Raw genomic sequence first — 21527 nt, forward strand, 5'->3', positions numbered from 1 at the left:
AGTAATGAAGCTAAAAATTAAAACAGGAGACACAGTACGAGTAATCGCTGGAGAACATAAAGGTTCAGAAGGTAAAGTGCTACGTGTTGATCGCGAGAAGAATAAGGCGATTGTAGAGGGAGTGAACTTGGTGTCTAAACACACAAAACCAAGTGCTCAAAATCCTCAAGGAGGAATCGTTAAAAAAGAAGCTTTTATTCACATTTCAAACCTTTCTTTAATTGATCCAAAATCAGGAAAAACAACCCGAGTAGGCTTTGAAGTAAGAGATGGTAAGAAAGTGAGATTTTCTAAAAAATCTAATGAAGTAATATAGTTATGGCTTACGTACCTAGACTAAAACAAGAATATAAAGAGCGTGTGATAGCGGCTCTAAAAGAAGAATTTGGCTATAAGAATGTAATGCAGGTTCCTAAACTTGAAAAAATAGTTGTGAGCCGTGGTGTTGGTTCAGCAGTTGCAGACAAAAAACAAATAGATTATGCAGTTGAGGAATTGACTAAAATTACAGGACAAAAAGCAGTTGCTACGGTTTCTAAAAAGGACGTAGCTTCTTTCAAACTTCGTAAAGGAATGGCAATTGGAGCTAAAGTTACCTTGAGAGGGGAAAGAATGTACGAATTCTTAGACAGATTGATAACAACGGCTCTTCCACGAGTAAGAGATTTTCAAGGAATCAAAGCCGATGGTTTCGATGGTAGAGGAAACTACAATTTAGGTGTTACCGAACAGATTATCTTCCCTGAAATTGATATTGATAAAATCAATAAAATTGCAGGAATGGATATAACTTTCGTTACATCTGCTGCAACTGATAAAGAAGCCAAATCATTATTAAGCGAATTAGGATTACCTTTTAAAAAGAACTAAGTATATGGCTAAAGAATCAATGAAAGCCCGTGAGGTTAAAAGACAAAAATTGGTAGCAAAATATGCCGCAAAACGCAAAGCATTGAAAGAAGCTGGTGATTATGAGGCTCTTCAAAAACTACCTAAAAACGCATCTCCGGTACGTTTGCACAATCGTTGTAAATTAACGGGTCGTCCAAAAGGATATATGCGTACATTTGGAATTTCACGTGTTTTATTCCGTGAAATGGCAAATAAAGGATTAATTCCGGGCGTGAAAAAAGCAAGTTGGTAATATTAAAAGGATAAAAATATGTATACAGATCCTATAGCAGATTATTTAACAAGAATTAGAAATGCGAATAATGCAAGGCATAGAGTAGTTGAAATTCCTGCATCTAATTTGAAAAAAGAGATTACAAAAATCTTGTTTGATCAGGGATATATTTTGAGCTATAAATTTGAGGATAACGCCGTTCAAGGTACTATCAAAATAGCTTTGAAATATGATAAAGTAACTAAAGAGCCTGTCATTAAGCATATTGAGAGAGCAAGCAGACCGGGTCTTAGAAAATATGCCGGAGCTGATAATCTTCCTCGTGTATTAAATGGCTTAGGAATTGCCATCATTTCAACTTCAAAAGGAGTAATGACAGGCAAAAAAGCTAAAGAGCTAAATGTTGGCGGGGAAGTAGTTTGTTATGTTTACTAATAAATAAAAGACAAAGAAATGTCAAGAATAGGTAAATTACCCATCAAAATTCCAACAGGAGTTACAGTTACTATCAATGATGGTGTTGTGACAGTGAAAGGAAAATTAGGCGAATTGACCCAAGAGGTTAAAGACATTGCTGTAAAGCAAGAGGATGGACAATTAGTGTTGGAGCCTACTGCTCAAACTAAAGACCAAAATGCAAAGCACGGTTTGTACAGAGCCTTGCTTAACAATATGGTAGTTGGTGTGTCAGAAGGATTCACTAAAGAATTAGAGTTAGTCGGGGTTGGATACCGTGCTTCACACCAAGGTCAAAAGTTAGATTTGGCTTTAGGTTTTTCTCATAATATTGTTTTGGAGTTGCCACAAGAGGTAAAACTTGAAACAGTAACTGAGAAAGGTAAAAACCCAATTATTAAATTGACATCTCACGACAAGCAATTGGTTGGACAAGTAGCAGCTAAAATCCGTAGTTTCCGTAAGCCTGAGCCTTACAAAGGAAAAGGAGTTAAGTTTGTTGGTGAAGTGTTGAGAAGAAAAGCAGGTAAATCAGCTTAATAGTTAGAACAATGGCATTATCAAAGATAAAAAGAAGAGAACGTATTAAAAGCAGAATCAGAAAAGTAGTTAACGGTACTGCAACGCAACCTCGTTTGGCTGTTTTCAGAAGTAATAACGAGATTTATGCTCAAATTATTGATGACACCAAAGGAACTACTTTAGTGGCTGCATCTTCGAGAGATAAAGAAATTAGTGCTGTCAAAGCAACCAAAACTGAAAAAGCAGCATTAGTAGGAAAAGCTGTTGCAGAGAAAGCTCTAAAACAAGGTATTGAGAAAATTTCTTTTGACAGAGGAGGATACTTGTATCACGGAAGAGTAAAATCATTGGCTGAAGGAGCTAGAGAAGGCGGACTTAAATTCTAATAAACTATGTATCAGAAATATAAAAATGTAGAATATGTAAAGCCAAGTGGTCTTGAATTGAAAGACCGTTTGGTAGGGGTTCAACGTGTTACCAAAGTAACTAAGGGAGGACGTGCATTCGGTTTCTCAGCTATCGTTGTGGTGGGTGATGAAAACGGAGTTGTGGGTCACGGCTTAGGAAAATCTAAGGAGGTAGCCGATGCAATCGCAAAAGCTGTTGAAGATGCGAAGAAGAATTTAGTTCGTATTCCGCTTAACGGAACAACTTTGCCACACGAACAAAAAGGGAAATTTGGTGGAGCTAGAGTATATTTGCAACCAGCAACAGAAGGTACCGGAGTAATCGCCGGAGGTGCGGTTCGTGCTGTTTTAGAGTCTGTTGGAGTTCACAACGTACTTTCAAAATCACAAGGTTCATCAAATCCTCATAATGTGGTAAAAGCTACTTTTGATGCATTGTTGCAATTGCGTTCTGCAAAAACTATCGCAGCTCAACGTGGAATTTCCTTAGAAAAATTGTTTAAAGGTTAATAAATTTAGAACAATGGCAAAAGTTAAAGTAACACAGGTGAAAAGTAGTATCAAGCGTCTGAAAAGTCAAAAATTGACTTTGCAGGCTCTTGGTTTGAAAAGAATAGGACAGGTTGTTGAGCATAACGCTACACCAAGTATCCTAGGTATGATTAATAAAGTGAAACACTTAGTTTCTGTTGAAGAAATTAAATAATATTTTTATACAAAGTTATGAACTTGAGTAATTTACAACCTGCAGAAGGTTCAATTCACAGAGAAGGGAAGCGCGTTGGTCGTGGGCAAGGTTCCGGAAAAGGAGGTACTGCTACACGTGGACATAAAGGGGCAAAATCTCGTTCAGGCTACTCTAAAAAGGTTGGTTTTGAAGGAGGACAAATGCCTTTGCAAAGACGCGTACCAAAATTCGGTTTCAAAAACTTTAACCGTAAGGAGTATGTAGGAATCAACTTAGGACAATTACAAAGTTTGGTTGATTCAGGCAAAATCACAGATACGGTTGATTTGGAAACGTTAGTTCAACTTCACATCGTTAAAAAGACAGATTTGGTAAAAATCTTAGGTGGAGGAGAATTAAAAGCAAAATTAAAAATTTCTGTTCATAAGTTTACAGCAAATGCTAAATCAGCTGTTGAAGCAGCAGGAGGAGAGGCTGTGACCTTGTAATGTATTAAATTATTATGAAGTTTATCGAGAACCTAACCAACATTTGGAAAATAGAAGAGTTAAAAAATCGTATTATTTTAACTTTAGGGATATTGTTAGTTTATCGTTTTGGGGCACATATAGTTCTCCCTGGAGTTGATTCAACTCAGTTGCACGAGTTGGCTACAAAGACTTCAGGCGGGGGCTTGCTTGATATCTTAAACGCTTTTACTGGAGGAGCTTTCGCTAACGCTTCAGTTTTTGCATTAGGTATTATGCCTTACATTTCTGCTTCAATTGTAGTTCAGTTGATGGGGATAGCAATTCCTTACTTACAAAAACTACAGAAGGAAGGAGAAAGTGGCCGAAGAAAGATAAATCAAATTACTCGATGGCTAACCATTGCGATATGTATTGTTCAGGCTCCTGTTTACCTTTACGGAATAGGTCAGTTGGGTGTGCCTGACAGTGCTTTTGTACTTGGGAAAGGACTTGATTTCATTATTCCTGCTGTTCTGATTCTTGTAACAGGAACTATTTTTGCAATGTGGTTGGGAGAAAAAATCACAGACAAAGGTATAGGTAATGGTATTTCGTTACTTATTATGGTTGGGATTATCGCTCGTTTACCAATGGCTTTTGCAGCAGAGTTTGATGCTCGTGTTGCACAGTCAAATGGTGGATTGATGATGATTCTTATCGAGATTATTATTTGGTTTGTGATTATATTACTTTGTATTTATCTAATCAAAGCAACTCGTCAAATACCTGTTCAGTACGCACGTAGAACAGCAGATGGAGGTGTGGCAGTTGAAAAAAATATATTTGGTGCTCGCCAATATATCCCTTTGAAATTAAATGCATCGGGGGTTATGCCAATTATCTTTGCACAAGCTTTGATGTTTATACCAGCAACAGTTGCTGGCTTATCCAAGTCAGAAACAGCTTTGAGTATTCAGCAGGCTTTTAGTAATATGTTCGGTTTTTGGTACAACTTGCTATTTGCAACAATGATTATATTGTTCACTTATTTTTATACGGCAATTACAGTGCCAACTAATAAGATGGCTGACGACTTAAAAAGAAGTGGAGGTTTCATTCCGGGGATACGTCCAGGAAAGGAAACAAGTGACTATTTGGATAAAATTATGTCACTTATCACGTTCCCTGGTTCTATATTTTTGGCTTTAATCGCTGTTTTCCCTGCTTTCTTGAAAGTTATTGGAATGCAAGATGGGTGGGCGTTGTTTTATGGAGGAACTTCGCTACTAATTTTGGTGGGAGTTGCCATAGATACGATGCAACAGGTTAATTCATACTTGCTAAATCGTCATTATGACGGTTTGATGAAAACTGGTAAAAACAGAAAGGCTTAAGGTTTATGGCTAAGCAAGCAGCAATAGAACAAGATGGAACAATTGTAGAAGCGTTGTCAAACGCAATGTTTCGAGTTGAGTTGGATAATGGGCACGTAGTGATAGCTCATATCTCTGGTAAGATGCGTATGCATTACATAAAATTACTTCCTGGGGATAAGGTAAAACTTGAAATGAGTCCCTATGATTTAAGTAAAGCTCGAATTACGTATCGTTACTAAAAGAGATTCGATTAGAAAATTTTTATAGAATGCTTGAATAAGATAAAAACTTTGTCAAAGTTTTTTAACTTTGGCAAAGTTCTGTATGATGAGTACTTTTCTGGTAATCAGTTTGGTATAAGTTATTTTATCAAATAGAATGCATTTTGATAAAAATTAGGAGTAGTATTTTATTTTAAAATTACATATAAATTCAAAATATTTTGTAGTTTTGCAAACTCTATTGATTAAACAATAAAGAAATGAAAGTTAGAGCATCAATTAAAAAGAGAAGTCCCGAGTGCATAGTTGTGCGTAGAAAAGGGGTGTTGTACGTAATTAACAAAAAGAATCCTAAATTTAAACAAAGACAAGGATAATTATGGCAAGAATTGCAGGTATTGATTTACCAAAGAATAAACGTGGAGTTATTGGATTAACTTACATTTTTGGTATAGGAAAAAGTAGAGCTAAAGAAATTTTAGAAAAGGCTCAAGTTAATGAGGACAAAAAAGTAAACGAATGGAATGATGAAGAAATCACAAGCATTCGTGAGGCGGTTGCGTCTTATAAAATTGAAGGAGAATTGCGTTCTGAAATTCAATTAAACATAAAACGTTTAATGGATATTGGTTGCTATCGTGGAATTCGTCACAGAATTGGCTTGCCACTACGTGGACAAAAAACTAAGAACAATTCTCGTACAAGAAAAGGTAGAAGAAAAACTGTTGCTAACAAGAAAAAAGCAACTAAATAATAAGTAGGTTAGTATGGCAAAATCAAATGCAAAGAACGCAAAGGTTTCTAAAAAGAGAAAGGTAGTTGTAGAATCAGTGGGTGAGGCACACGTTTCTGCTACATTCAACAACGTGATTATTTCTCTTACAAATAAAAAAGGAGACGTGATTTCTTGGTCGTCAGCTGGTAAAATGGGATTCCGTGGGTCTAAGAAAAATACACCGTATGCTGCACAAGTAGCCGCTGAAGATGCTGCAAAAGTGGCTTTTGACGCTGGTTTGAAAAAAGTAAAAGTGTATGTTAAAGGACCAGGAAACGGAAGAGAGTCAGCTATCAGAACAATTCACAATGCTGGAATTGAAGTTACTGAAATCATTGATGTTACTCCGCTACCCCACAATGGTTGTCGTCCACCAAAAAGACGTAGAGTTTAATTTTAATAATAACAAACGAGAGGATTTTGATTATCGAAGGAGGATGCCTTAATTCATAATCCCTTTCATCTAAAAAGAATAAAATGGCAAGATATACAGGACCAAAAACGAAAATAGCTCGTAAGTTTGGAGAGGCTATTTTTGGAGATGATAAATCTTTTGAGAAGAAAAATTATCCACCAGGGCAACACGGTATTGCCCGCCGTAGAGCAAAACGCTCTGAGTATGCTATTCAGTTGCAAGAGAAGCAAAAAGCAAAATACACGTATGGTATTTTAGAGAAGCAATTCCGCAACTTGTATGAGAAAGCAAAAAGAAGTAAACACGTTACAGGTGAGGTGTTATTGCAATTATGCGAGTCACGTTTAGATAATGTGGTTTACCGTATGGGAATAGCTCCAACACGTAGTGCAGCTCGTCAATTAGTATCGCACCGTCATATCACAGTAAATGGGAATATTGTTAACATTCCTTCTTACGCTTTAAAACCAGGAGATGTAGTAGGTGTTCGTGAGAAATCAAAATCATTGAGTGTAATAGAGAACTCATTGGCTTCTAATAGCACTGTTTATGAATGGATTACTTGGAATACTGAAAAATTAGAAGGTACATTTGTTGCCGTTCCTCAACGTATCCAAATTCCTGAAAATATTAAAGAACAGTTAATCGTAGAGTTGTACTCTAAATAATAAATAAGACAGCAGTCAAATTATGGCATTATTCAACTTTCAAAAACCCGATAAGGTTATAATGATTGAATCATCTGATTTTGAGGGGCGATTTGAATTTCGTCCTTTGGAACCAGGTTATGGTTTAACTATAGGTAACGCATTACGTAGAGTTATGCTCTCTTCTTTAGAGGGTTTCGCAATCACTTCTGTAAAATTTGATAAAGTAGGACACGAGTTTTCTACTATATCAGGTGTTGTAGAAGATGTTACTGAAATTATCTTGAATTTGAAACAAGTTCGTTTTAAACGACAGATTGAAGATGTAGAGAATGAAACAGCAACAATTTCTGTTTCAGGAAAAAAACAGTTGACTGCCGGTGATTTTCAGAAGTATCTATCAGGATTTCAAATCTTGAACACAGATTTGGTAATTTGTAATATGGAATCGTCAGTAACTTTTGATATGGAGATAACCATTGATAAGGGGCGTGGCTATGTTCCTGCAGAGGAAAATGCAAATCCGAATGCAGCGATAGGAGTTATCGCAACCGATGCAATTTTTACACCTATCAAAAATGTTAAGTATTCTGTTGAGAATTACCGTGTTGAACAAAAAACTGACTATGAAAAGTTAGTTTTTGAAATCAAGACAGATGGTTCAATACATCCAAGACAAGCTTTAACAGAGGCAGCAAAAACGTTGATTCATCATTTTATGTTGTTTTCCGATGAAAGAATTACCTTGGAATCTGATGAAATTGCTCAAATTGATGCTTACGACGAGGAGTCATTACATATGCGTCAGTTATTGAAAACCAAGTTGATGGATATGGACTTGTCGGTTAGAGCGTTAAACTGTTTGAAAGCCGCCGAAGTTGATACTTTGGGCGATTTGGTTTCGTTCAACAAAGCTGATTTGATGAAATTTAGAAATTTCGGAAAGAAATCACTTACAGAACTTGATGAATTGGTTGCCAATAAAGGTTTAACATTCGGGATGGATTTGTCAAAGTATAAGTTAGATAGAGATTAACCCGCTTTTGCGTTATTTAATTAAGGAAAGATGAGACACGGAAATAAAATTAATCATTTAGGAAGAAAAACCGCTCACAGAAAAGCAATGTTAGCTAATATGGCTTGTTCATTGATTGAGCACAAGAGAATAAATACGACTTTGGCAAAGGCAAAAGCTCTTAAGTTGTTTATAGAGCCATTAGTGACAAAGTCAAAAGAGGATACGACTCACAACCGTCGTATTGCTTTCAGTAAATTAAGAAATAAATATGCTGTAACTGAACTGTTCAAAGAAGTTTCTGTAAAAGTAGGAGACAGACCAGGAGGATACACACGTATTATAAAATTAGGAAACCGTTTGGGAGATAATGCAGAGATGGCATTGATAGAATTGGTTGATTATAATACAACTTACAATGTAGAAAAGGCTTCTAGTAAGAAAAAAGCTACACGTCGTGGTAGAAAAAAATCTGCTGAGTCAACCGAACAAAAAGAAGTTGCAAATACAGAATCAGCTGAATAATTTAAGAACTTTATTAAGTTTTGAAAAAGACAAGTATTCAAATACTTGTCTTTTTTTGTTTAATTATAAATGTGTTGTTTCTACTTATTAATTATATTTTTGTTGTAATTATAACTTTTTGTGAAACATAATAATATTGTTTATACTTTTGCCTTACAACTTAATAAAAAAGAATGAAAAAAGAACATTTGCGTAGTATCTCATTGCTTGAAGCTATTTTTCCGATAACAGTGCTTATTATCCTTTTGGGGTATAATGTATTTTTTGTGTATGGAGATAATGCTCTTGGAGGTTCAAATCAATTTATTTTGCTTTTTGGAGCCGCCGTTGCAGTTGTGGTCGGAATTTTTAACAAAGTTCCAATCCATACGATGACACAAGAAATATACAATAACATAAAGTCCACCAGCGGGGCAATTCTTATCTTGCTTTTGGTGGGAGCTTTATCGGGAACGTGGTTATTGAGCGGAATTATACCTTCAATGATTTATTATGGATTGAAAATTCTGACTCCATCGATATTCTTACCTGCTTGTGTGATTATCTGCTCTTTGGTTTCGGTGGCTGTAGGCAGTAGCTGGACAACTTCTGCAACAATAGGAATTGCTTTGGTGGGTATCGGAAGCTCTTTAGGAATTCACGAAGGGCTTATTGGAGGAGCAATTATTTCAGGTGGATATTTCGGAGATAAAATGTCACCAATGAGTGACACAACTAATTTGGCACCAGCTTTAGCTGGAACGGATATATTTACCCACATACGATATATGTCTTTAACCACAGTTCCTACAATCACTATTACATTGATAATCTTCACAATTATAGGATTAAACCTTGAAACAGTAGGTGTTTCGGATACAACTGCGATACAGAATGCCATCTTGGAGCGATTTAATGTTACGCCTTGGGTATTTATTGTTCCCGCTATAATTTTGCTAATGATTTACAAGAAAGCAGAACCATTAGTGGCTTTATTCTGTGGTGTACTTTTGGGGGCAATATTTGCAATTTTATTTCAGCAGAATTTACTACTGGAATTAACCCAAAAATCAACGTTAGAGTTTTCCGCTCTTTACAAAGTAATTATGGAAACAATAACAACTTCTACACAAATACCTACGGATAACGAAGCTCTGAACGAATTGTTTTCTTCTTCAGGAATGAGTGGAATGCTCAACACAATATGGCTTATTATCTGTGCGATGGCTTTTGGCGGTGTTATGGAGGCTATTGGAGCTTTAGAACGTATAACTGCTTTTTTATTGCATTTATTTACTTCTGCCTTTGGATTATTTGCCAGCACGGTTATGAGTTGCTTGGCGTTAAATATCACCACTTCCGACCAATATTTAGCGTTGGTAGTGCCGGGGAAAATGTTCTCTAAAGCGTATGCAAGAAAAGGATTAGCTCCTGAAAACTTAAGCAGAACATTGGAAGATTCAGGTACGGTGACTTCTGTTTTAGTTCCGTGGAATACTTGTGCCGCCTACAATAGCGGAGTTTTAGGAATTCCGACCTTGACGTATCTTCCGTATGCGTTTTTTAACATATTAAGTCCGTTTATGACACTTCTTTTTGTGGCATTAAATATCAAAATAAGAAAGATAGAATTCAATAAGTAACTATTCACTTTTTTGACTTATAAATATTTTAGTTTGATTCTATTGAGAATTAGCAATGATTCGGTTACGTAAAATGGAGTAAAAATTTATAAAAAGAAATTTTGTTTTTCTATGAATTGATATTAAACCTGTCTAAATTTTAAAAAAGTAAAAATTTAGACAGGTTTTTATATTTTGAAGATAAACATCTAAAAATTAACGAAATGAGATATGTAGCTTTTAATTTTATAAGTTGGAATAATTTTCTTATTTTTGTGGACATTCATTTTGTGAGTGGATAAGTTAAATTTTGAATCAATCAAACTAATATTAATCGAAACGTATGAAAACACTAACGAGTTTTTTGTATTTATCATTTCTGGTTTTGTTTTTTCAGCAAAATTGGGCACAAAATCCTCACTTGGATAGTATTTTTGAAAATCCTGCTATTCAGGAAATTAATCGGATGCCAATGCGAAGTCATTATTTTCCCTTTGAAACTTCGGAACAGGCTCAGAAAAACGATTATAAACTATCAAATCGGTATATTAATCTCAACGGACAATGGAAATTCTTGTGGAAAGAAGACTTTAAAGAACTTCCCAAAGACTTCTTCAAACCCAATTACAACGATTCTCGCTGGGATAAAATAAATGTGCCTTCGGTTTGGGAACTTAACGGATACGGAATTCCGATTTATGTAAACGAAAAGTTTGAATTTGCCATAAAAAATCCGAATCCTCCCGATATTCCAGATGATTTGAAACAATCAGCTGGGCTTTATCGAAAGGAATTTGAGGTTCCTTCCAATTGGAAGAATGAACAAACTTATTTGCATTTAGGAGCTGTTAAATCTGCTTTTAAATTGTACGTAAACGGAAAATTCGTAGGAATAGGGAAGGACAGTAAACTTCCGTCAGAGTTTGATATAACTCCTTATGTTTCAGTTGGTAAAAATAATATTTCTTTAGAAGTACGCCGATGGTCAGATGGTAGTTTTCTGGAAGCACAAGATATGTGGAGATTATCCGGAATTACACGGGACTGCTACGTGTACGCCCGTCCGAAAGTACATTTGTATGATATAAATGCGAAGGCCGGACTTGCAAACGGTTATTCCGATGGTGTTTTAAATCTTTTCGTGCAAGTTTGGAATCAATCCGAGCAAAGTAAAGCAGATTATCAACTTGAAGCATCAATTTTTGATGATAAAAATAAAAAGATTTGGGCAGAAACAAAAAATATTCCGCAAATAAAACGAAGTAATAGTAAAACGGAACTCAACTTTTTCGCTAACATTCCGTTTGTAAAACAGTGGAGTGCCGAGATGCCTAATCTGTACAGATTGGAACTTCTGTTGAAAGATGAAAAACAACAAGTAAATGAGGTAGTTAGTCTTTTTGTCGGATTCAGAAGTATTGAAATCAAAGGGAGTGATTTGCTTGTTAACGGAAAACGAATTTTCATAAAAGGGGTTAATCGACACGAAACAGACCCTACCTTAGGACAGGTAATTACTCGCGAAAGTATGGAAAAAGATGTGCTGTTAATGAAGCAATTAAATGTTAATAGCGTGCGTACATCGCATTATCCGAATGACCCATATTTTTATGAACTTTGTGATAAATACGGACTTTACGTGATGGATGAAGCCAATGTAGAAACTCACGGAATGGGATACAGACCTGAGAGAACGTTGGCAACAAATCCTGTTTGGGAAGAAGCTCATACACTTCGGATTAGAAGAATGATAGAACGAGATAAAAACTATCCGAGCATCATTATATGGAGCTTAGGAAACGAAGCTGGCAACGGTTGGAATTTTTATCAAGCCTATAAAATGGCAAAAGGATTAGATTCAAGTCGTCCTATTCATCACGAATTGGCTCATTATGATTGGAATACAGATATAGAATCACGAATGTATCGTCGCATTCCTTTTTTGGTAGATTACGGATTGTCGCATCCTAAAAAACCGTTTTTATTATGTGAATATGCACACGCGATGGGGAACAGTGTCGGAAACTTCCAAGAATATTGGGACGTTTTTGAGAGCTATCCGGGGTTGCAAGGTGGCTACATTTGGGATTGGGTTGACCAAGGTTTTTATAAGAAAAATTCCAAAAATCAAACGATTTTAGCCTACGGAGGAGATTACGGCGATGAAACTACACCAAGTGATAATAACTTTTTGATTAATGGAGTGATAGCCTCTGACAGAACTTTCCATCCGCATTCTTTTGAGGTGAGAAAAGTATATCAAGAAATAGGATTTTCTTACAAAGACCAAAAATTGACGATACAAAACAAATATTTCTTTAAAGATTTATCAAATTTTGAATTCACTTGGAAGATTTTCAAGAACGGAATTTTTGTAAAAGAAGGAAAAATAAATAACGTAGATGTTTTGCCTCGTTCCAAAGCAGAATTTTATATTGATTTTGATGAAAATTCATCGAAAAATGCAGCTTCCCTAACGGAAACTATAGCTTCTGATAAAGAAAATGAATATTTTTTACAAATAGAAGCCAAATTGAAATCAAAAGAAGGTATTTTGGATGAACACACACCGCTTGCTTTTGCTGAATTTCAGTTAAGTACGTATAAAAAACCTGTTTATAAACCTAACAATACATCTATTATCGTTAAACAATCGGATAAAGAGATAATTCTTCAGAATAAAAACTTCAAAGCCGTTGTTTCAACTGAAAAAGGGAAACTCGTATCATATGAGGCAGGTAAAAATATTCTGCAAGCAGACGGATTGTTTTTGAATTTATGGAGACCGGCAACAGATAATGATTTTGGGGCAGGTTTGCCGAAAAAACTCAAAGATTTACAACACGCCGATGCTAATGCAAAAGTGGAAAGTGTAGAAATTTCCAATTTGGAAGACGGACAAAAACAAGTGTGTATTACTAAAAAAGTCTTGGAAAGCATCACATATACACAAAAATTAACTTTTGACGGAAAAGGAAGTGTTTTGGTTGAAAATGAGCTTCTTCCATTGAAAGAAAGTAATGAATTGACTTTCAAAATAGGAAATCATTTAATTCTTCCGAAGGATTTTGTAAATGTGGAATGGTATGGACGAGGTCCTTGGGAAAGCTACGAGGACAGAAAAACTTCTGCCTTTGTTGGTTATTACAAAGGAACTATTGACGAACAATATCATCCATACGTTCGTCCGCAGGAATCGGGCAACAAAACACAAGTGCGTTATGCGAAAATTCTTCGCAAGGACGGAAGCGGAATTCTGATACAGTCGGAAAGTAATTTGCTTAATGTGAACGTATTGCCTTATAGTCCGCAATCGCTTTATCCGGGCGAAGAGAAAAAACAAACGCACTCAGCCGAGCTTGAAAAAGACAAGTACATTCACTTGGATATTGATTATCAACAATTAGGGTTAGGCGGAGATAACAGCTGGGGTAATCTGCCTATGGAGCAATATCTGTTGTACTTACACAAACCATACAAATATTCTTACCGAATTATTCCAATAGAAAAATAAAATAAAAAGGGAAGCGAAAGAAAGTACTTATAAAAATTTTAAAGTACTTTCTTTCGCCCAACCTATTTTTCCGTCAGCTAATTTTATTTTTACCCAATCATTTAAACTTTCAATAATCTCAACCTTTGTGCCTTCGTGTAATAAAAAAGCCTCTGCACTGAAAGCATTGGGTTCAGAGAATACACGAACTGTTTTTTCAAACAAAATAGCATATTTCTCATTTTCGATATTTTTTCTGTGAAAATCAGCAATAAAATATGTTCCGATGCTACAAATTAGCCCGAGTAACATTGTTGTAAAGAAAAGGCGTTTGAAGATGGTTTTTTCCAGAAAATAATATAATAAGAAGCTAATTACGAACACAAATACTCCGATGATGGGAAAAATTGCCCACGTGCTTAATGAAAATAGTGAAACTATGGAATCAGAAAGATTCTTGAACCACGTTTTCGGAAGAGGCGTAATGGCATCAACGGTCATTTGATTAGCAAAAACCAAATTATTTTTAGCATCTTCATTTTCAGGATTGAGTTTCAACGCTTTTTCATAATAATAAATACTTTCGGGTACGTGATTGAGTTTGTAATGTGCATTCGCCAAGTTGTAATACAATGCCGATGATTCAAATCCCGAATCTAAAATGGACATATAACTCTCTACAGCTTTCTGAAAATTCCCAGAATTGTAGCTTTCAGTAGCTTGTGAGAAAAGAGCATCGTTGTTTTGTGAGAAAAGTAAAAGAGGGTTGGATAATATAGCAAGAAAAATATATTTTTTCATCATAATATTACATTTTTGTGACTAATAAAATTTTGATAATTCATTTGAGATTTTTCGGCAGTCATTCAAATAATCATCTGCATAACTTTCAATGAACTCATATTCTTCAAATTCAGTTACATTATTGATGAAGTAATCCAAACAAGTTTTTATGAGTTGTACTTCTTCTTTTGTCGCAATTATTCGGATAGTTATGTCATAAGGAAAGCTATTATCCTCATTTTTCATTGTAAACTTTCCTTCTTTAAGGCTTTCTGATAAAATCATAGCTAAGCTGACTAAAACGGAGGTAGATAAATTAAAATGAGGAATGAAATCTTCACTTTCTTTGTAGTACAAATCTCCATCTTTGAATGTTTTTTTCTCAATAACAGATTCTAAATGAATGTCCCTTATTATCTCCGATAAAGTGAACTCTTTTTGATTTTTCCACTTAAAATAATCCAATAACAATAGAGCATCATCGCTAACCCATTCGTTCCATAAATCAGTTATATATGACATATTTTCAAATTTTTAGTGTTTTATTTGCTTGTCTAATTCGGATAAAATTTTAACCGATTTTTGATAATCGTTTTCCATTGAAACGGTGTCAAATGGGGAATAACGTGCCATTTCACAATTTTTGAGCAATCCTAAAAATTCAGAAATGGTTTGTTGGCTTACATTTTTAAGTGAAAGTAATTCCGATATTTTTTCTTTACTCATTTCCGAAGTTTCAATTTTTAGTTTGGCTTTCAGATAATTATGTAAAGCTCTCTCTAATGCCTCATAGAATGTGTTTTTATCGTTTAGTTTTCGTTTAGCCTCACTCAAGTATTTCTTTGCCAATCGATTGGCGGCTCTGACCTTATTTCCTTCAATATCTCCGGCCCTTGTTTGTCTGGCTTTCCACAGAATCAAAGCCATTGGGATTAAGAGCAAAGGTAAAAATAACCATAAATAATAGTTTGTTGAACCGAAAAATAATTTTTTTCCAATAGGTTGTAAATCAGAATTAAGTTGTAAGAAGCGGAATTGGTTGCCTTGTGTCTTAACATCTTGCTTAACAACGTTGCTTGAAGAGTTTTGACTGCTTCCTGTTGGTCCTTCAGTAACATCAATCCATATTTCGTCAGAATTTAAAGTTTCATATTTTTCAGTTCTTGGGTTGAAATATGAAAATGACACGCTTGCAACAGGATATTTTCCTTTAAACTGAGGAACTACGGTGTAAAATTCACTGACTTGCCCTCTCATTCCTGAGATAGAGGTGGTTATATTATCTTTCTTTTCAGGATTATATACTTCCAAAGCGGTAGGGAAGGTAAGTTTTGGTATGTCAAACAATTTAAGATTTCCGCTACCTGAAATTTCCACCTTCGCTTGTAAACTTTCGTTGGATTTAAGCGTTGTTTTAGAGGTTGTTACATTGAAAGAGAATTCTCCCACAGCTCCCGAAAAGTTTTCCGGCTTACCAGCTTCTGGTAAATTTCGCACATTTAGGTTTTTGTTACCGGAAGTTACCCGCTTTGCCACTTGCTCCATAATGGGTCTTCCGAAGAAGTCGCGTTGTGTAGTGGGTATACTCAGGATAGCATCTAATGTGAGAGGCTCAAGGGTAATATTTCCGGATTTTTGCGGATACAACACCACCTTTTTCACTACAATGCAACGGAAAGGTTTGCCGTCATAGGTACAATTTTCCGGTTCGTAGCTTTGCAGTCGGATTTCTTGGCTCCAAAAGTTCGGATATTTGGGATTATCTACCTGACGTAAATCATTTAAAGCTACTTGCCCACCAACGTAAAGACGGTAAACAATGCTTACAGCTTCATTCAAGTATGGATTTGGTTTTGAAACTTCCGCAACCAAAAACAAATTGTCCTTGGCTACATCGTTGGTAGTTTTATTTATTGAGGGGGAGCTGACAGCTTCTGTAACAGTTATTTGAATGGGGGTTGTTTTGTAAGTTTTTCCATCAATTTCAATGGTAGCTTGCCCAATGGTAAATTTTCCTTTGGCTGTGGGTTGTAAAATATACCCGTAAGTTTTTGAAAAACTACGTTTTCCGTTTATCCACGACTCGGAAACGGATTGAGAAGGTCCCATCACAACCGAAAAATCTTTGAAATTTGGCGGGGTGAAGTTATCTCCATTTTTGTTCATCGAAAATTCAATTCGTAAACGCTCATTTACTCCCAAAGTTTCTTTACTTACTTTGGCAGTGAATTCTATATTTTGTGAGTGTAATAGATTGATTACAAAACTAATAAAAAATAATATGCGGTATTTCATCTTCATTGTGTTTTTAGCTTAGTCTGCTTTTCATTAGTATATTATTTTCTCGCTACCAGTCTTTTTCTGATTTTGAACGATTTCCTTTCACTTTTTGTGCATTGATTTTTTCTTGTGTTTTTTGGTCTTCGTTGTTCATTGCCTCTAAAATGCGTTCCATTTGTTGAGGTGATAATGAAGAAGGTCGATTTTGTCCTTTTCTTTCATTGTTTTCGTTTTTGTCTTTCCCATCTTGATTAGGGGCTTTGGATTCTTTTCCTTGGTCTTTATCTTGATTTTGCTTGTTTTCGTCTTGATTTTGTTTGTTTTGATTGTCTTTTTCTTTGTTTTTATCGTTGTTTTTGTCTTTTTCGTCTTGTTTATCTTTATTGTTTTGATTGTTTTGTTGGTCTTTATTATCCTGATTTTGCTGATTGTTTTTATTTTGGTCTTTGTTTTCCTCAGGTTTGGGCGGATTTTTCTTTAATAGGTCTTGTGCTACTGCCAGATTGTATCGAGTTTGTTCATCGGTGGGGTTATTACGAAGTGCCTCTTTGTAAGCCTGTACAGCTTTATCGTATGCTTTTTCCTGCATAAAGGTATTTCCGATATTATGAAATATTTGATGCTTTTCTTCATTGCTCATTTCACCGGAAGTTGATGCGTTTTTCAGACGTGTAAAAGCCTCATCGTAGCTTTTTTGTTTATAGTACATCGTACCTAAATTATACTGAGCTACACCATTATCCTTGTTTTTGGCAATAGCGTTGCGATAATCCACTTCGGCTTGTATGGGTTGGTCGTTTTTCAGTGCGTCATTGCCTTTATGTGTATATTTTTTTGATATTTCTTTTGATTTTACCGATTGAATTTCGTTATTATTCTGTGCAAAAGAAGTAAATCCTATCAAAAATACTATGTAGTAAAATAAATTTCGTTTCATTTTTCTTCTAAAATATATGATAATTCATAAAAGAATGGGTGAAAATGTAATATTATGATTCATTAAACAGATTTAACATCTTAACCCATAATGTTTTTCTCTCAAAAATAAACAAATCTAACACCAAAAGAAATAATGCTCCTGCCAAAAACCATTGAAATTGGTCTTTGTAGTCCACAAACTTTTGTGTTTCAAACTCACTTTTTTCGGTTCCGTCCAAAATTTTCACGATTTGCTCAACGGCTTGCTTGGTATTGTTTCCGTCTATATACTTTCCTCCCGCATTTTGGGCGATTTGCCGTAGTAATTCTTCGTTTAGGCGGGTAATGACCACCTCTCCGTTTCGGTCGCGTTTGTAGGTTTGTGTGTTTCCTTCCTTAATTGATATGGGTGCCCCTTTTTCCGTCCCTACTCCGATGGTGTAGATGGTAATTCCTTGATTTAGTGCCTCTGTTGCAATTTCCGCTGCTCCCATTTCGTGGTCTTCTCCGTCTGAAATGATAATAAGAATGCGTGCTGTAGGCTGACCTTCGTCGAAATAGCTGCTTCCCATTCGGATTGCTTCCTGAATAGCCGTGCCTTGCGATGAAAGCATATCGGTATTCATACTTCGCAAAAACATTTTCGCTGCCGAGTGGTCAGTGGTTAAAGGTAGCTGCGGATAAGCACTCGCCGCATACGCAACTATCCCGATGCGGTCGCCTTTTAGCTCGTTCATCGTTTCAAATACCAAGCGTTTGGCTTTTTCGAGGCGATTGGGAGCTACGTCTTCGGCTAACATACTTTTTGATACGTCGATGGCAAAGACAACATCTACGCCCTCACGCTTAACGGTCTCAATTTTCGTGCCGATTTTCGGGTTTGCCAATGCAACACACAGAAGTATGATGACAACAGCCAATAAACTGAACTTAACCCAAGATTTGAAGCGGGAACGATTGGGAGCCAGACGTTTTAAAAGATGTTCGTCGGCAAAATGTTTCTGTTTTCTTCTTTTTCGAATTTGTGATAATGCGAAAACAAAAAACATCAATACTATAATGGGAATAAACCATAAATATATCTTTTCATCAATATGTATCATAATTGTTATTTTGAAATAAGATATTGCAATTTTTTTAGTGAAGAAAGATAAACGAATTAAATATCATTCCTGAAAAGAGTGTGTTTGAGCAAAAACTCAACCAATAGTAACAATCCTGCAATGATAACCAAAAGCCGAAACTTTTCATCAACCTGTGTATATTTAAATTCTTCAATCTTTGTGGTTTCCATCTTGTTGATTTCAGCGTATATTTCCTCTAATTTTTTATTGTTTGTGGCACGAAAATAGCGTCCTTCGGTAGTTTTGGCAATATTTTTCATTAGTTGCTCATCAATTTCGACCTGTTGCATCCGATACATAATGCTCCCGTCGGCGTTCAGGGCGTATGGAGAAAGAGCCATACCGTTTGTACCAATGCCTATGGTATAAACTTTAATGCCATATTCCGCTGCTATTCCCGCTGCGGTCTGCGGGTCAATGAAACCACTGTTGTTCACCCCGTCGGTAAGCAGGATAATCACGCGACTTTTGGCTTTACTGTCTTTTAGACGATTAACTGCTGTTGCGAGTCCCATTCCTATGGCGGTTCCGTCCTCAATCTGTCCGTAAGTAAGTTCTTTAAGGGCATTCAATATAATGGATTTGTCGCTGGTTACCGGTGTTTTGGTGTAGCTTTCACCCGAATAGATGACCAATCCGATGCGATCGGAGATGCGGTCTTTTACAAATTGCGAAGCCACCTTTTTTAAAGCCTCGAAACGGTTTGGTTTTAAATCCTGTGAGAGCATACTTGCCGAAACATCGATTGCCATAACAATGTCTATACCGTCTGTGATTTTGGTCTTTGCCGAATGCGAACGTGTTTGGGGGCGTGCCAAGGCGATAATGATTAAAACTATTGCCAATATTCTTAAAACGAATAAGGAATGGTATAATCTGCTTTCCCAAGAGGTCATTTTTTTAAAGGCACTGGTTGTTGAGACCGTAAGCGAGGCTCTTGACTTTTTATTCCAGAAGAAATAAGCCAAAATCATCAGCGGAATGAGCAACAATAGCCAAAAAAAGGTCGGATTTGCAAAAGTTATATCTTTGAACATAAGTAAATTTCTTTATCAATCGCGTTTAAAGTTAATGGAAAGCAATACTCGCTGAGCAATTTCTTTTGCCTGCGGGGTATCAACATAGGTAATGAGCAGTTGTTGTAAGGCTCCATTTTCCGTAAAGCTATATAATTCATAATTAGCATCGAAAGTTTTTTGATTTCTCTCATCGTTCAGCTTCATTTTGCCCGAAACTTTAATCCCTTGCACCCCGTTTGGAGCAGTATATTCCTCTTTAAGGGTTGTAATGTTCTTGGCTCCGGCTGCATCTAACTGTGAAAGTACGATTTCATTAACCATATCAGGGTCTAAGTTGATATTCTGGTCTGAACTCGTTTGCTTGAAGGTAATAACGCTGGTCATAATGTACAATTCGGAATTAATGCTCCCGAAATCAAACACGTACTGTTTTTTTATCTGTTCATTAAAGCCTTTAATATCGATTATCTGCCTACGGGTTAATATCTTTGGAGTCGAAAGCTCTGTAATGGGATACCCGTAATCACTTGTTACCCATTCGGTTTTACTGATTTTCTCAATATAATTACCGCCAAAGAAGTTATATGTAAGGTAGTAAGCCAAAGCTCCGGCAAGGATGGCAGCTGTTACCGCTACAACTATATTTGTAATCTTTTTCTTTTTGTGTTTTTTCTTCTGTAAAATTTCGATTTGTTGTTTGTCGGAGTTGTCAATATTCTCGGAAACTTCAGGAATTGCACTCTTTGTTTTTACAACCACATCTTTGATAGTCTCTCGGTCATATTCCGCAATAGTATCTTCAGGCTTACTTTTTGCGAATTTTACCAAATCGGCGGTTTGCAATACCCTTTTCAGATTGTAAATGGTTTCAAGCGTAAGATTAAGTTTTCCGCTTTCTTGAAGAAGATGAATTTTTTCTAACAATTCATCGCTGGTACTTTCTTTGGCGGATATATGCACTTCATCTTCCAAGTAGTTTCGGATAATATCGGTCAGTTCCGAGTAATATTCTTTGTGTTTTGACTCTATAAGATACTTGGATTCTTGTAATTTTTTAAGTTCTTCAATGGCACGTTCAAATGGCGGGAGATTTTTTATTCTTTCCGTTTCCGAAATTTGTTTCTTGCGGAACATTACCAAATAAACAATGAGCAAAGCCAGAGCAATCACGGCTATAACGGAGCCGATCCAGAGCCATAAATTCATACTTTTAGGCGGAGTTACCTCCATTATAGGCTTGATGTCATATAATGGCTGCTTTAAGGTATCCACCGCTATTGAGTGTACCTCAATTCGGAGTGAATCCGTATAAAAATCTTTGGAGTTTATGCTGATTCGTTGGCGAGGTATGGTGTAATTTCCCGCATCGAACTGGGTTAAGAAGTATTCCTTCTCTAAACGTATTTTTTCTCCTTTGCTAATGGTGTCAGTAGGGGAGGTTCTGACCATTTCCAACGGCATAAAGGTTTGTCCGTCAGGAAACAAAACAGGTTCTCCTTCCGATGCCTCTACGGATATTTTGTATTTTATTTGTTCTCCTATCTTTATCTCTTTGGTGTCGGTTTCAAACTGAATTTCCTGTGCCTTTAAGCCCGAAACCAATAGCAACAGAGCGTATAAAATCTTATTTTTCATTCTGCTTTTGCATTATTCGTCCAAATCTTTCTCTAATTTATCATTTATTCTT

At 36.0% G+C, this 21527-nt stretch carries 26 protein-coding genes; 19 read left to right on the forward strand and 7 right to left on the reverse strand.

Annotation, left to right across the window (positions count from 1 at the left end; translation table 11 throughout):
• Window positions 1-4 precede the first annotated feature (4 nt).
• From rplX to GN105_RS06130, 19 genes are all read left to right on the forward strand, one after another.
• A complete protein-coding gene (gene rplX, locus GN105_RS06040) occupies window positions 5-316 on the forward strand; it encodes a 50S ribosomal protein L24 (protein ID WP_095896377.1) in 312 nt (103 codons plus the stop codon).
• A gap of 2 nt (window positions 317-318) precedes the next feature.
• Complete coding sequence (rplE, locus tag GN105_RS06045) at window positions 319-870, forward strand: 50S ribosomal protein L5 (protein WP_095896378.1); 552 nt, start codon at window positions 319-321, stop codon at window positions 868-870.
• A 4-nt stretch (window positions 871-874) separates the two neighbouring features.
• Window positions 875-1144 carry a 30S ribosomal protein S14 gene (rpsN, locus tag GN105_RS06050; protein WP_013996569.1) on the forward strand — a complete coding sequence of 90 codons (270 nt, stop codon included), beginning with the start codon at window positions 875-877 and terminating at the stop codon, window positions 1142-1144.
• Window positions 1145-1162: 18 nt separating this feature from the next.
• Complete coding sequence (gene rpsH, locus GN105_RS06055) at window positions 1163-1561, forward strand: 30S ribosomal protein S8 (RefSeq protein WP_155284530.1); 399 nt, start codon at window positions 1163-1165, stop codon at window positions 1559-1561.
• A gap of 18 nt (window positions 1562-1579) precedes the next feature.
• Window positions 1580-2122 (forward strand): 50S ribosomal protein L6, encoded by a 543-nt coding sequence (gene rplF, locus GN105_RS06060; protein ID WP_155284531.1) that lies wholly within the window; start codon window positions 1580-1582, stop codon window positions 2120-2122.
• A gap of 11 nt (window positions 2123-2133) precedes the next feature.
• Window positions 2134-2490 carry a 50S ribosomal protein L18 gene (gene rplR / locus GN105_RS06065; protein ID WP_095896381.1) on the forward strand — a complete coding sequence of 119 codons (357 nt, stop codon included), beginning with the start codon at window positions 2134-2136 and terminating at the stop codon, window positions 2488-2490.
• Window positions 2491-2496: 6 nt separating this feature from the next.
• Window positions 2497-3021 carry a 30S ribosomal protein S5 gene (gene rpsE, locus GN105_RS06070; RefSeq protein ID WP_018279603.1) on the forward strand — a complete coding sequence of 175 codons (525 nt, stop codon included), beginning with the start codon at window positions 2497-2499 and terminating at the stop codon, window positions 3019-3021.
• Between the two features lie 13 nt (window positions 3022-3034).
• Window positions 3035-3217 carry a 50S ribosomal protein L30 gene (gene rpmD, locus GN105_RS06075; RefSeq protein ID WP_095896382.1) on the forward strand — a complete coding sequence of 61 codons (183 nt, stop codon included), beginning with the start codon at window positions 3035-3037 and terminating at the stop codon, window positions 3215-3217.
• 17 nt (window positions 3218-3234) lie between these two features.
• Window positions 3235-3687 carry a 50S ribosomal protein L15 gene (rplO, locus tag GN105_RS06080; protein ID WP_095896383.1) on the forward strand — a complete coding sequence of 151 codons (453 nt, stop codon included), beginning with the start codon at window positions 3235-3237 and terminating at the stop codon, window positions 3685-3687.
• Between the two features lie 11 nt (window positions 3688-3698).
• Window positions 3699-5042, forward strand: coding sequence for a preprotein translocase subunit SecY (gene secY / locus GN105_RS06085; protein ID WP_155284532.1), 1344 nt, complete (start codon window positions 3699-3701; stop codon window positions 5040-5042).
• A gap of 5 nt (window positions 5043-5047) precedes the next feature.
• Window positions 5048-5263 (forward strand): translation initiation factor IF-1, encoded by a 216-nt coding sequence (infA, locus tag GN105_RS06090; RefSeq protein WP_002675066.1) that lies wholly within the window; start codon window positions 5048-5050, stop codon window positions 5261-5263.
• A 242-nt stretch (window positions 5264-5505) separates the two neighbouring features.
• Complete coding sequence (ykgO, locus tag GN105_RS06095) at window positions 5506-5622, forward strand: type B 50S ribosomal protein L36 (protein ID WP_095896385.1); 117 nt, start codon at window positions 5506-5508, stop codon at window positions 5620-5622.
• A 2-nt stretch (window positions 5623-5624) separates the two neighbouring features.
• Window positions 5625-5999, forward strand: coding sequence for a 30S ribosomal protein S13 (rpsM, locus tag GN105_RS06100; protein ID WP_155284533.1), 375 nt, complete (start codon window positions 5625-5627; stop codon window positions 5997-5999).
• Window positions 6000-6012: 13 nt separating this feature from the next.
• The gene (rpsK, locus tag GN105_RS06105; protein WP_018279608.1) at window positions 6013-6414 is read left to right on the forward strand and encodes a 30S ribosomal protein S11; all 402 of its coding nucleotides are present in this window, start codon (window positions 6013-6015) and stop codon (window positions 6412-6414) included.
• A gap of 83 nt (window positions 6415-6497) precedes the next feature.
• A complete protein-coding gene (gene rpsD / locus GN105_RS06110; protein ID WP_095896386.1) occupies window positions 6498-7103 on the forward strand; it encodes a 30S ribosomal protein S4 in 606 nt (201 codons plus the stop codon).
• A gap of 22 nt (window positions 7104-7125) precedes the next feature.
• Window positions 7126-8118: a DNA-directed RNA polymerase subunit alpha gene (locus GN105_RS06115; protein ID WP_155284534.1), complete on the forward strand. Its 993-nt coding sequence runs from the start codon at window positions 7126-7128 to the stop codon at window positions 8116-8118.
• Between the two features lie 30 nt (window positions 8119-8148).
• The gene (gene rplQ / locus GN105_RS06120; protein WP_155284535.1) at window positions 8149-8622 is read left to right on the forward strand and encodes a 50S ribosomal protein L17; all 474 of its coding nucleotides are present in this window, start codon (window positions 8149-8151) and stop codon (window positions 8620-8622) included.
• A gap of 173 nt (window positions 8623-8795) precedes the next feature.
• Window positions 8796-10244, forward strand: coding sequence for a Na+/H+ antiporter NhaC family protein (locus tag GN105_RS06125; RefSeq protein WP_155284536.1), 1449 nt, complete (start codon window positions 8796-8798; stop codon window positions 10242-10244).
• A 322-nt stretch (window positions 10245-10566) separates the two neighbouring features.
• Window positions 10567-13737 (forward strand): glycoside hydrolase family 2 TIM barrel-domain containing protein, encoded by a 3171-nt coding sequence (locus GN105_RS06130; RefSeq protein ID WP_155284537.1) that lies wholly within the window; start codon window positions 10567-10569, stop codon window positions 13735-13737.
• Between the two features lie 27 nt (window positions 13738-13764).
• On the opposite strand, the gene GN105_RS06135 is transcribed toward GN105_RS06130, so the two are convergent.
• Genes GN105_RS06135 through GN105_RS06165 form a run of 7 tightly spaced genes read right to left on the reverse strand, consistent with a single transcriptional unit; the run spans window position 13765 to window position 21475 of the window.
• Complete coding sequence (locus GN105_RS06135; protein ID WP_155284681.1) at window positions 13765-14517, reverse strand: tetratricopeptide repeat protein; 753 nt, start codon at window positions 14515-14517, stop codon at window positions 13765-13767.
• A gap of 21 nt (window positions 14518-14538) precedes the next feature.
• Entirely contained in the window at window positions 14539-15021 is a 483-nt protein-coding gene (locus GN105_RS06140; RefSeq protein WP_155284538.1) for an imm68 putative immunity domain-containing protein, read from the reverse strand.
• Window positions 15022-15033: 12 nt separating this feature from the next.
• Window positions 15034-16794, reverse strand: a complete 1761-nt coding sequence (locus GN105_RS06145; RefSeq protein WP_155284539.1) for a BatD family protein — start codon at window positions 16792-16794, stop codon at window positions 15034-15036.
• A gap of 52 nt (window positions 16795-16846) precedes the next feature.
• Entirely contained in the window at window positions 16847-17716 is an 870-nt protein-coding gene (locus tag GN105_RS06150; protein ID WP_155284540.1) for a tetratricopeptide repeat protein, read from the reverse strand.
• Between the two features lie 52 nt (window positions 17717-17768).
• Complete coding sequence (locus GN105_RS06155) at window positions 17769-18800, reverse strand: VWA domain-containing protein (protein WP_155284541.1); 1032 nt, start codon at window positions 18798-18800, stop codon at window positions 17769-17771.
• A 56-nt stretch (window positions 18801-18856) separates the two neighbouring features.
• Window positions 18857-19858, reverse strand: coding sequence for a vWA domain-containing protein (locus GN105_RS06160; protein WP_155284542.1), 1002 nt, complete (start codon window positions 19856-19858; stop codon window positions 18857-18859).
• A gap of 15 nt (window positions 19859-19873) precedes the next feature.
• Complete coding sequence (locus tag GN105_RS06165; RefSeq protein ID WP_155284543.1) at window positions 19874-21475, reverse strand: BatD family protein; 1602 nt, start codon at window positions 21473-21475, stop codon at window positions 19874-19876.
• Window positions 21476-21527: the final 52 nt, after the last annotated feature.

Origin of the sequence: Capnocytophaga felis, assembly GCF_009684755.1 — a bacterium.
Classification (GTDB): Bacteria; Bacteroidota; Bacteroidia; order Flavobacteriales; family Flavobacteriaceae; genus Capnocytophaga; species Capnocytophaga felis.

What these genes read in the sequence shown, in the direction of transcription:
- rplX (WP_095896377.1), top strand. Translation starts at nt 5, where the DNA reads ATGAAGCTAAAAATTAAAACAGGAGACACAGTACGAGTAATCGCTGGA.
- rplE (WP_095896378.1), top strand. Translation starts at nt 319, where the DNA reads ATGGCTTACGTACCTAGACTAAAACAAGAATATAAAGAGCGTGTGATA.
- rpsN (WP_013996569.1), top strand. Translation starts at nt 875, where the DNA reads ATGGCTAAAGAATCAATGAAAGCCCGTGAGGTTAAAAGACAAAAATTG.
- rpsH (WP_155284530.1), top strand. Translation starts at nt 1,163, where the DNA reads ATGTATACAGATCCTATAGCAGATTATTTAACAAGAATTAGAAATGCG.
- rplF (WP_155284531.1), top strand. Translation starts at nt 1,580, where the DNA reads ATGTCAAGAATAGGTAAATTACCCATCAAAATTCCAACAGGAGTTACA.
- rplR (WP_095896381.1), top strand. Translation starts at nt 2,134, where the DNA reads ATGGCATTATCAAAGATAAAAAGAAGAGAACGTATTAAAAGCAGAATC.
- rpsE (WP_018279603.1), top strand. Translation starts at nt 2,497, where the DNA reads ATGTATCAGAAATATAAAAATGTAGAATATGTAAAGCCAAGTGGTCTT.
- rpmD (WP_095896382.1), top strand. Translation starts at nt 3,035, where the DNA reads ATGGCAAAAGTTAAAGTAACACAGGTGAAAAGTAGTATCAAGCGTCTG.
- rplO (WP_095896383.1), top strand. Translation starts at nt 3,235, where the DNA reads ATGAACTTGAGTAATTTACAACCTGCAGAAGGTTCAATTCACAGAGAA.
- infA (WP_002675066.1), top strand. Translation starts at nt 5,048, where the DNA reads ATGGCTAAGCAAGCAGCAATAGAACAAGATGGAACAATTGTAGAAGCG.
- ykgO (WP_095896385.1), top strand. Translation starts at nt 5,506, where the DNA reads ATGAAAGTTAGAGCATCAATTAAAAAGAGAAGTCCCGAGTGCATAGTT.
- rpsM (WP_155284533.1), top strand. Translation starts at nt 5,625, where the DNA reads ATGGCAAGAATTGCAGGTATTGATTTACCAAAGAATAAACGTGGAGTT.
- rpsK (WP_018279608.1), top strand. Translation starts at nt 6,013, where the DNA reads ATGGCAAAATCAAATGCAAAGAACGCAAAGGTTTCTAAAAAGAGAAAG.
- rpsD (WP_095896386.1), top strand. Translation starts at nt 6,498, where the DNA reads ATGGCAAGATATACAGGACCAAAAACGAAAATAGCTCGTAAGTTTGGA.
- GN105_RS06115 (WP_155284534.1), top strand. Translation starts at nt 7,126, where the DNA reads ATGGCATTATTCAACTTTCAAAAACCCGATAAGGTTATAATGATTGAA.
- rplQ (WP_155284535.1), top strand. Translation starts at nt 8,149, where the DNA reads ATGAGACACGGAAATAAAATTAATCATTTAGGAAGAAAAACCGCTCAC.
- GN105_RS06125 (WP_155284536.1), top strand. Translation starts at nt 8,796, where the DNA reads ATGAAAAAAGAACATTTGCGTAGTATCTCATTGCTTGAAGCTATTTTT.
- GN105_RS06130 (WP_155284537.1), top strand. Translation starts at nt 10,567, where the DNA reads ATGAAAACACTAACGAGTTTTTTGTATTTATCATTTCTGGTTTTGTTT.
- GN105_RS06135 (WP_155284681.1), bottom strand. Translation starts at nt 14,517, where the DNA reads ATGAAAAAATATATTTTTCTTGCTATATTATCCAACCCTCTTTTACTT.
- GN105_RS06140 (WP_155284538.1), bottom strand. Translation starts at nt 15,021, where the DNA reads ATGTCATATATAACTGATTTATGGAACGAATGGGTTAGCGATGATGCT.
- GN105_RS06145 (WP_155284539.1), bottom strand. Translation starts at nt 16,794, where the DNA reads ATGAAATACCGCATATTATTTTTTATTAGTTTTGTAATCAATCTATTA.
- GN105_RS06150 (WP_155284540.1), bottom strand. Translation starts at nt 17,716, where the DNA reads ATGAAACGAAATTTATTTTACTACATAGTATTTTTGATAGGATTTACT.
- GN105_RS06155 (WP_155284541.1), bottom strand. Translation starts at nt 18,800, where the DNA reads ATGATACATATTGATGAAAAGATATATTTATGGTTTATTCCCATTATA.
- GN105_RS06160 (WP_155284542.1), bottom strand. Translation starts at nt 19,858, where the DNA reads ATGTTCAAAGATATAACTTTTGCAAATCCGACCTTTTTTTGGCTATTG.
- GN105_RS06165 (WP_155284543.1), bottom strand. Translation starts at nt 21,475, where the DNA reads ATGAAAAATAAGATTTTATACGCTCTGTTGCTATTGGTTTCGGGCTTA.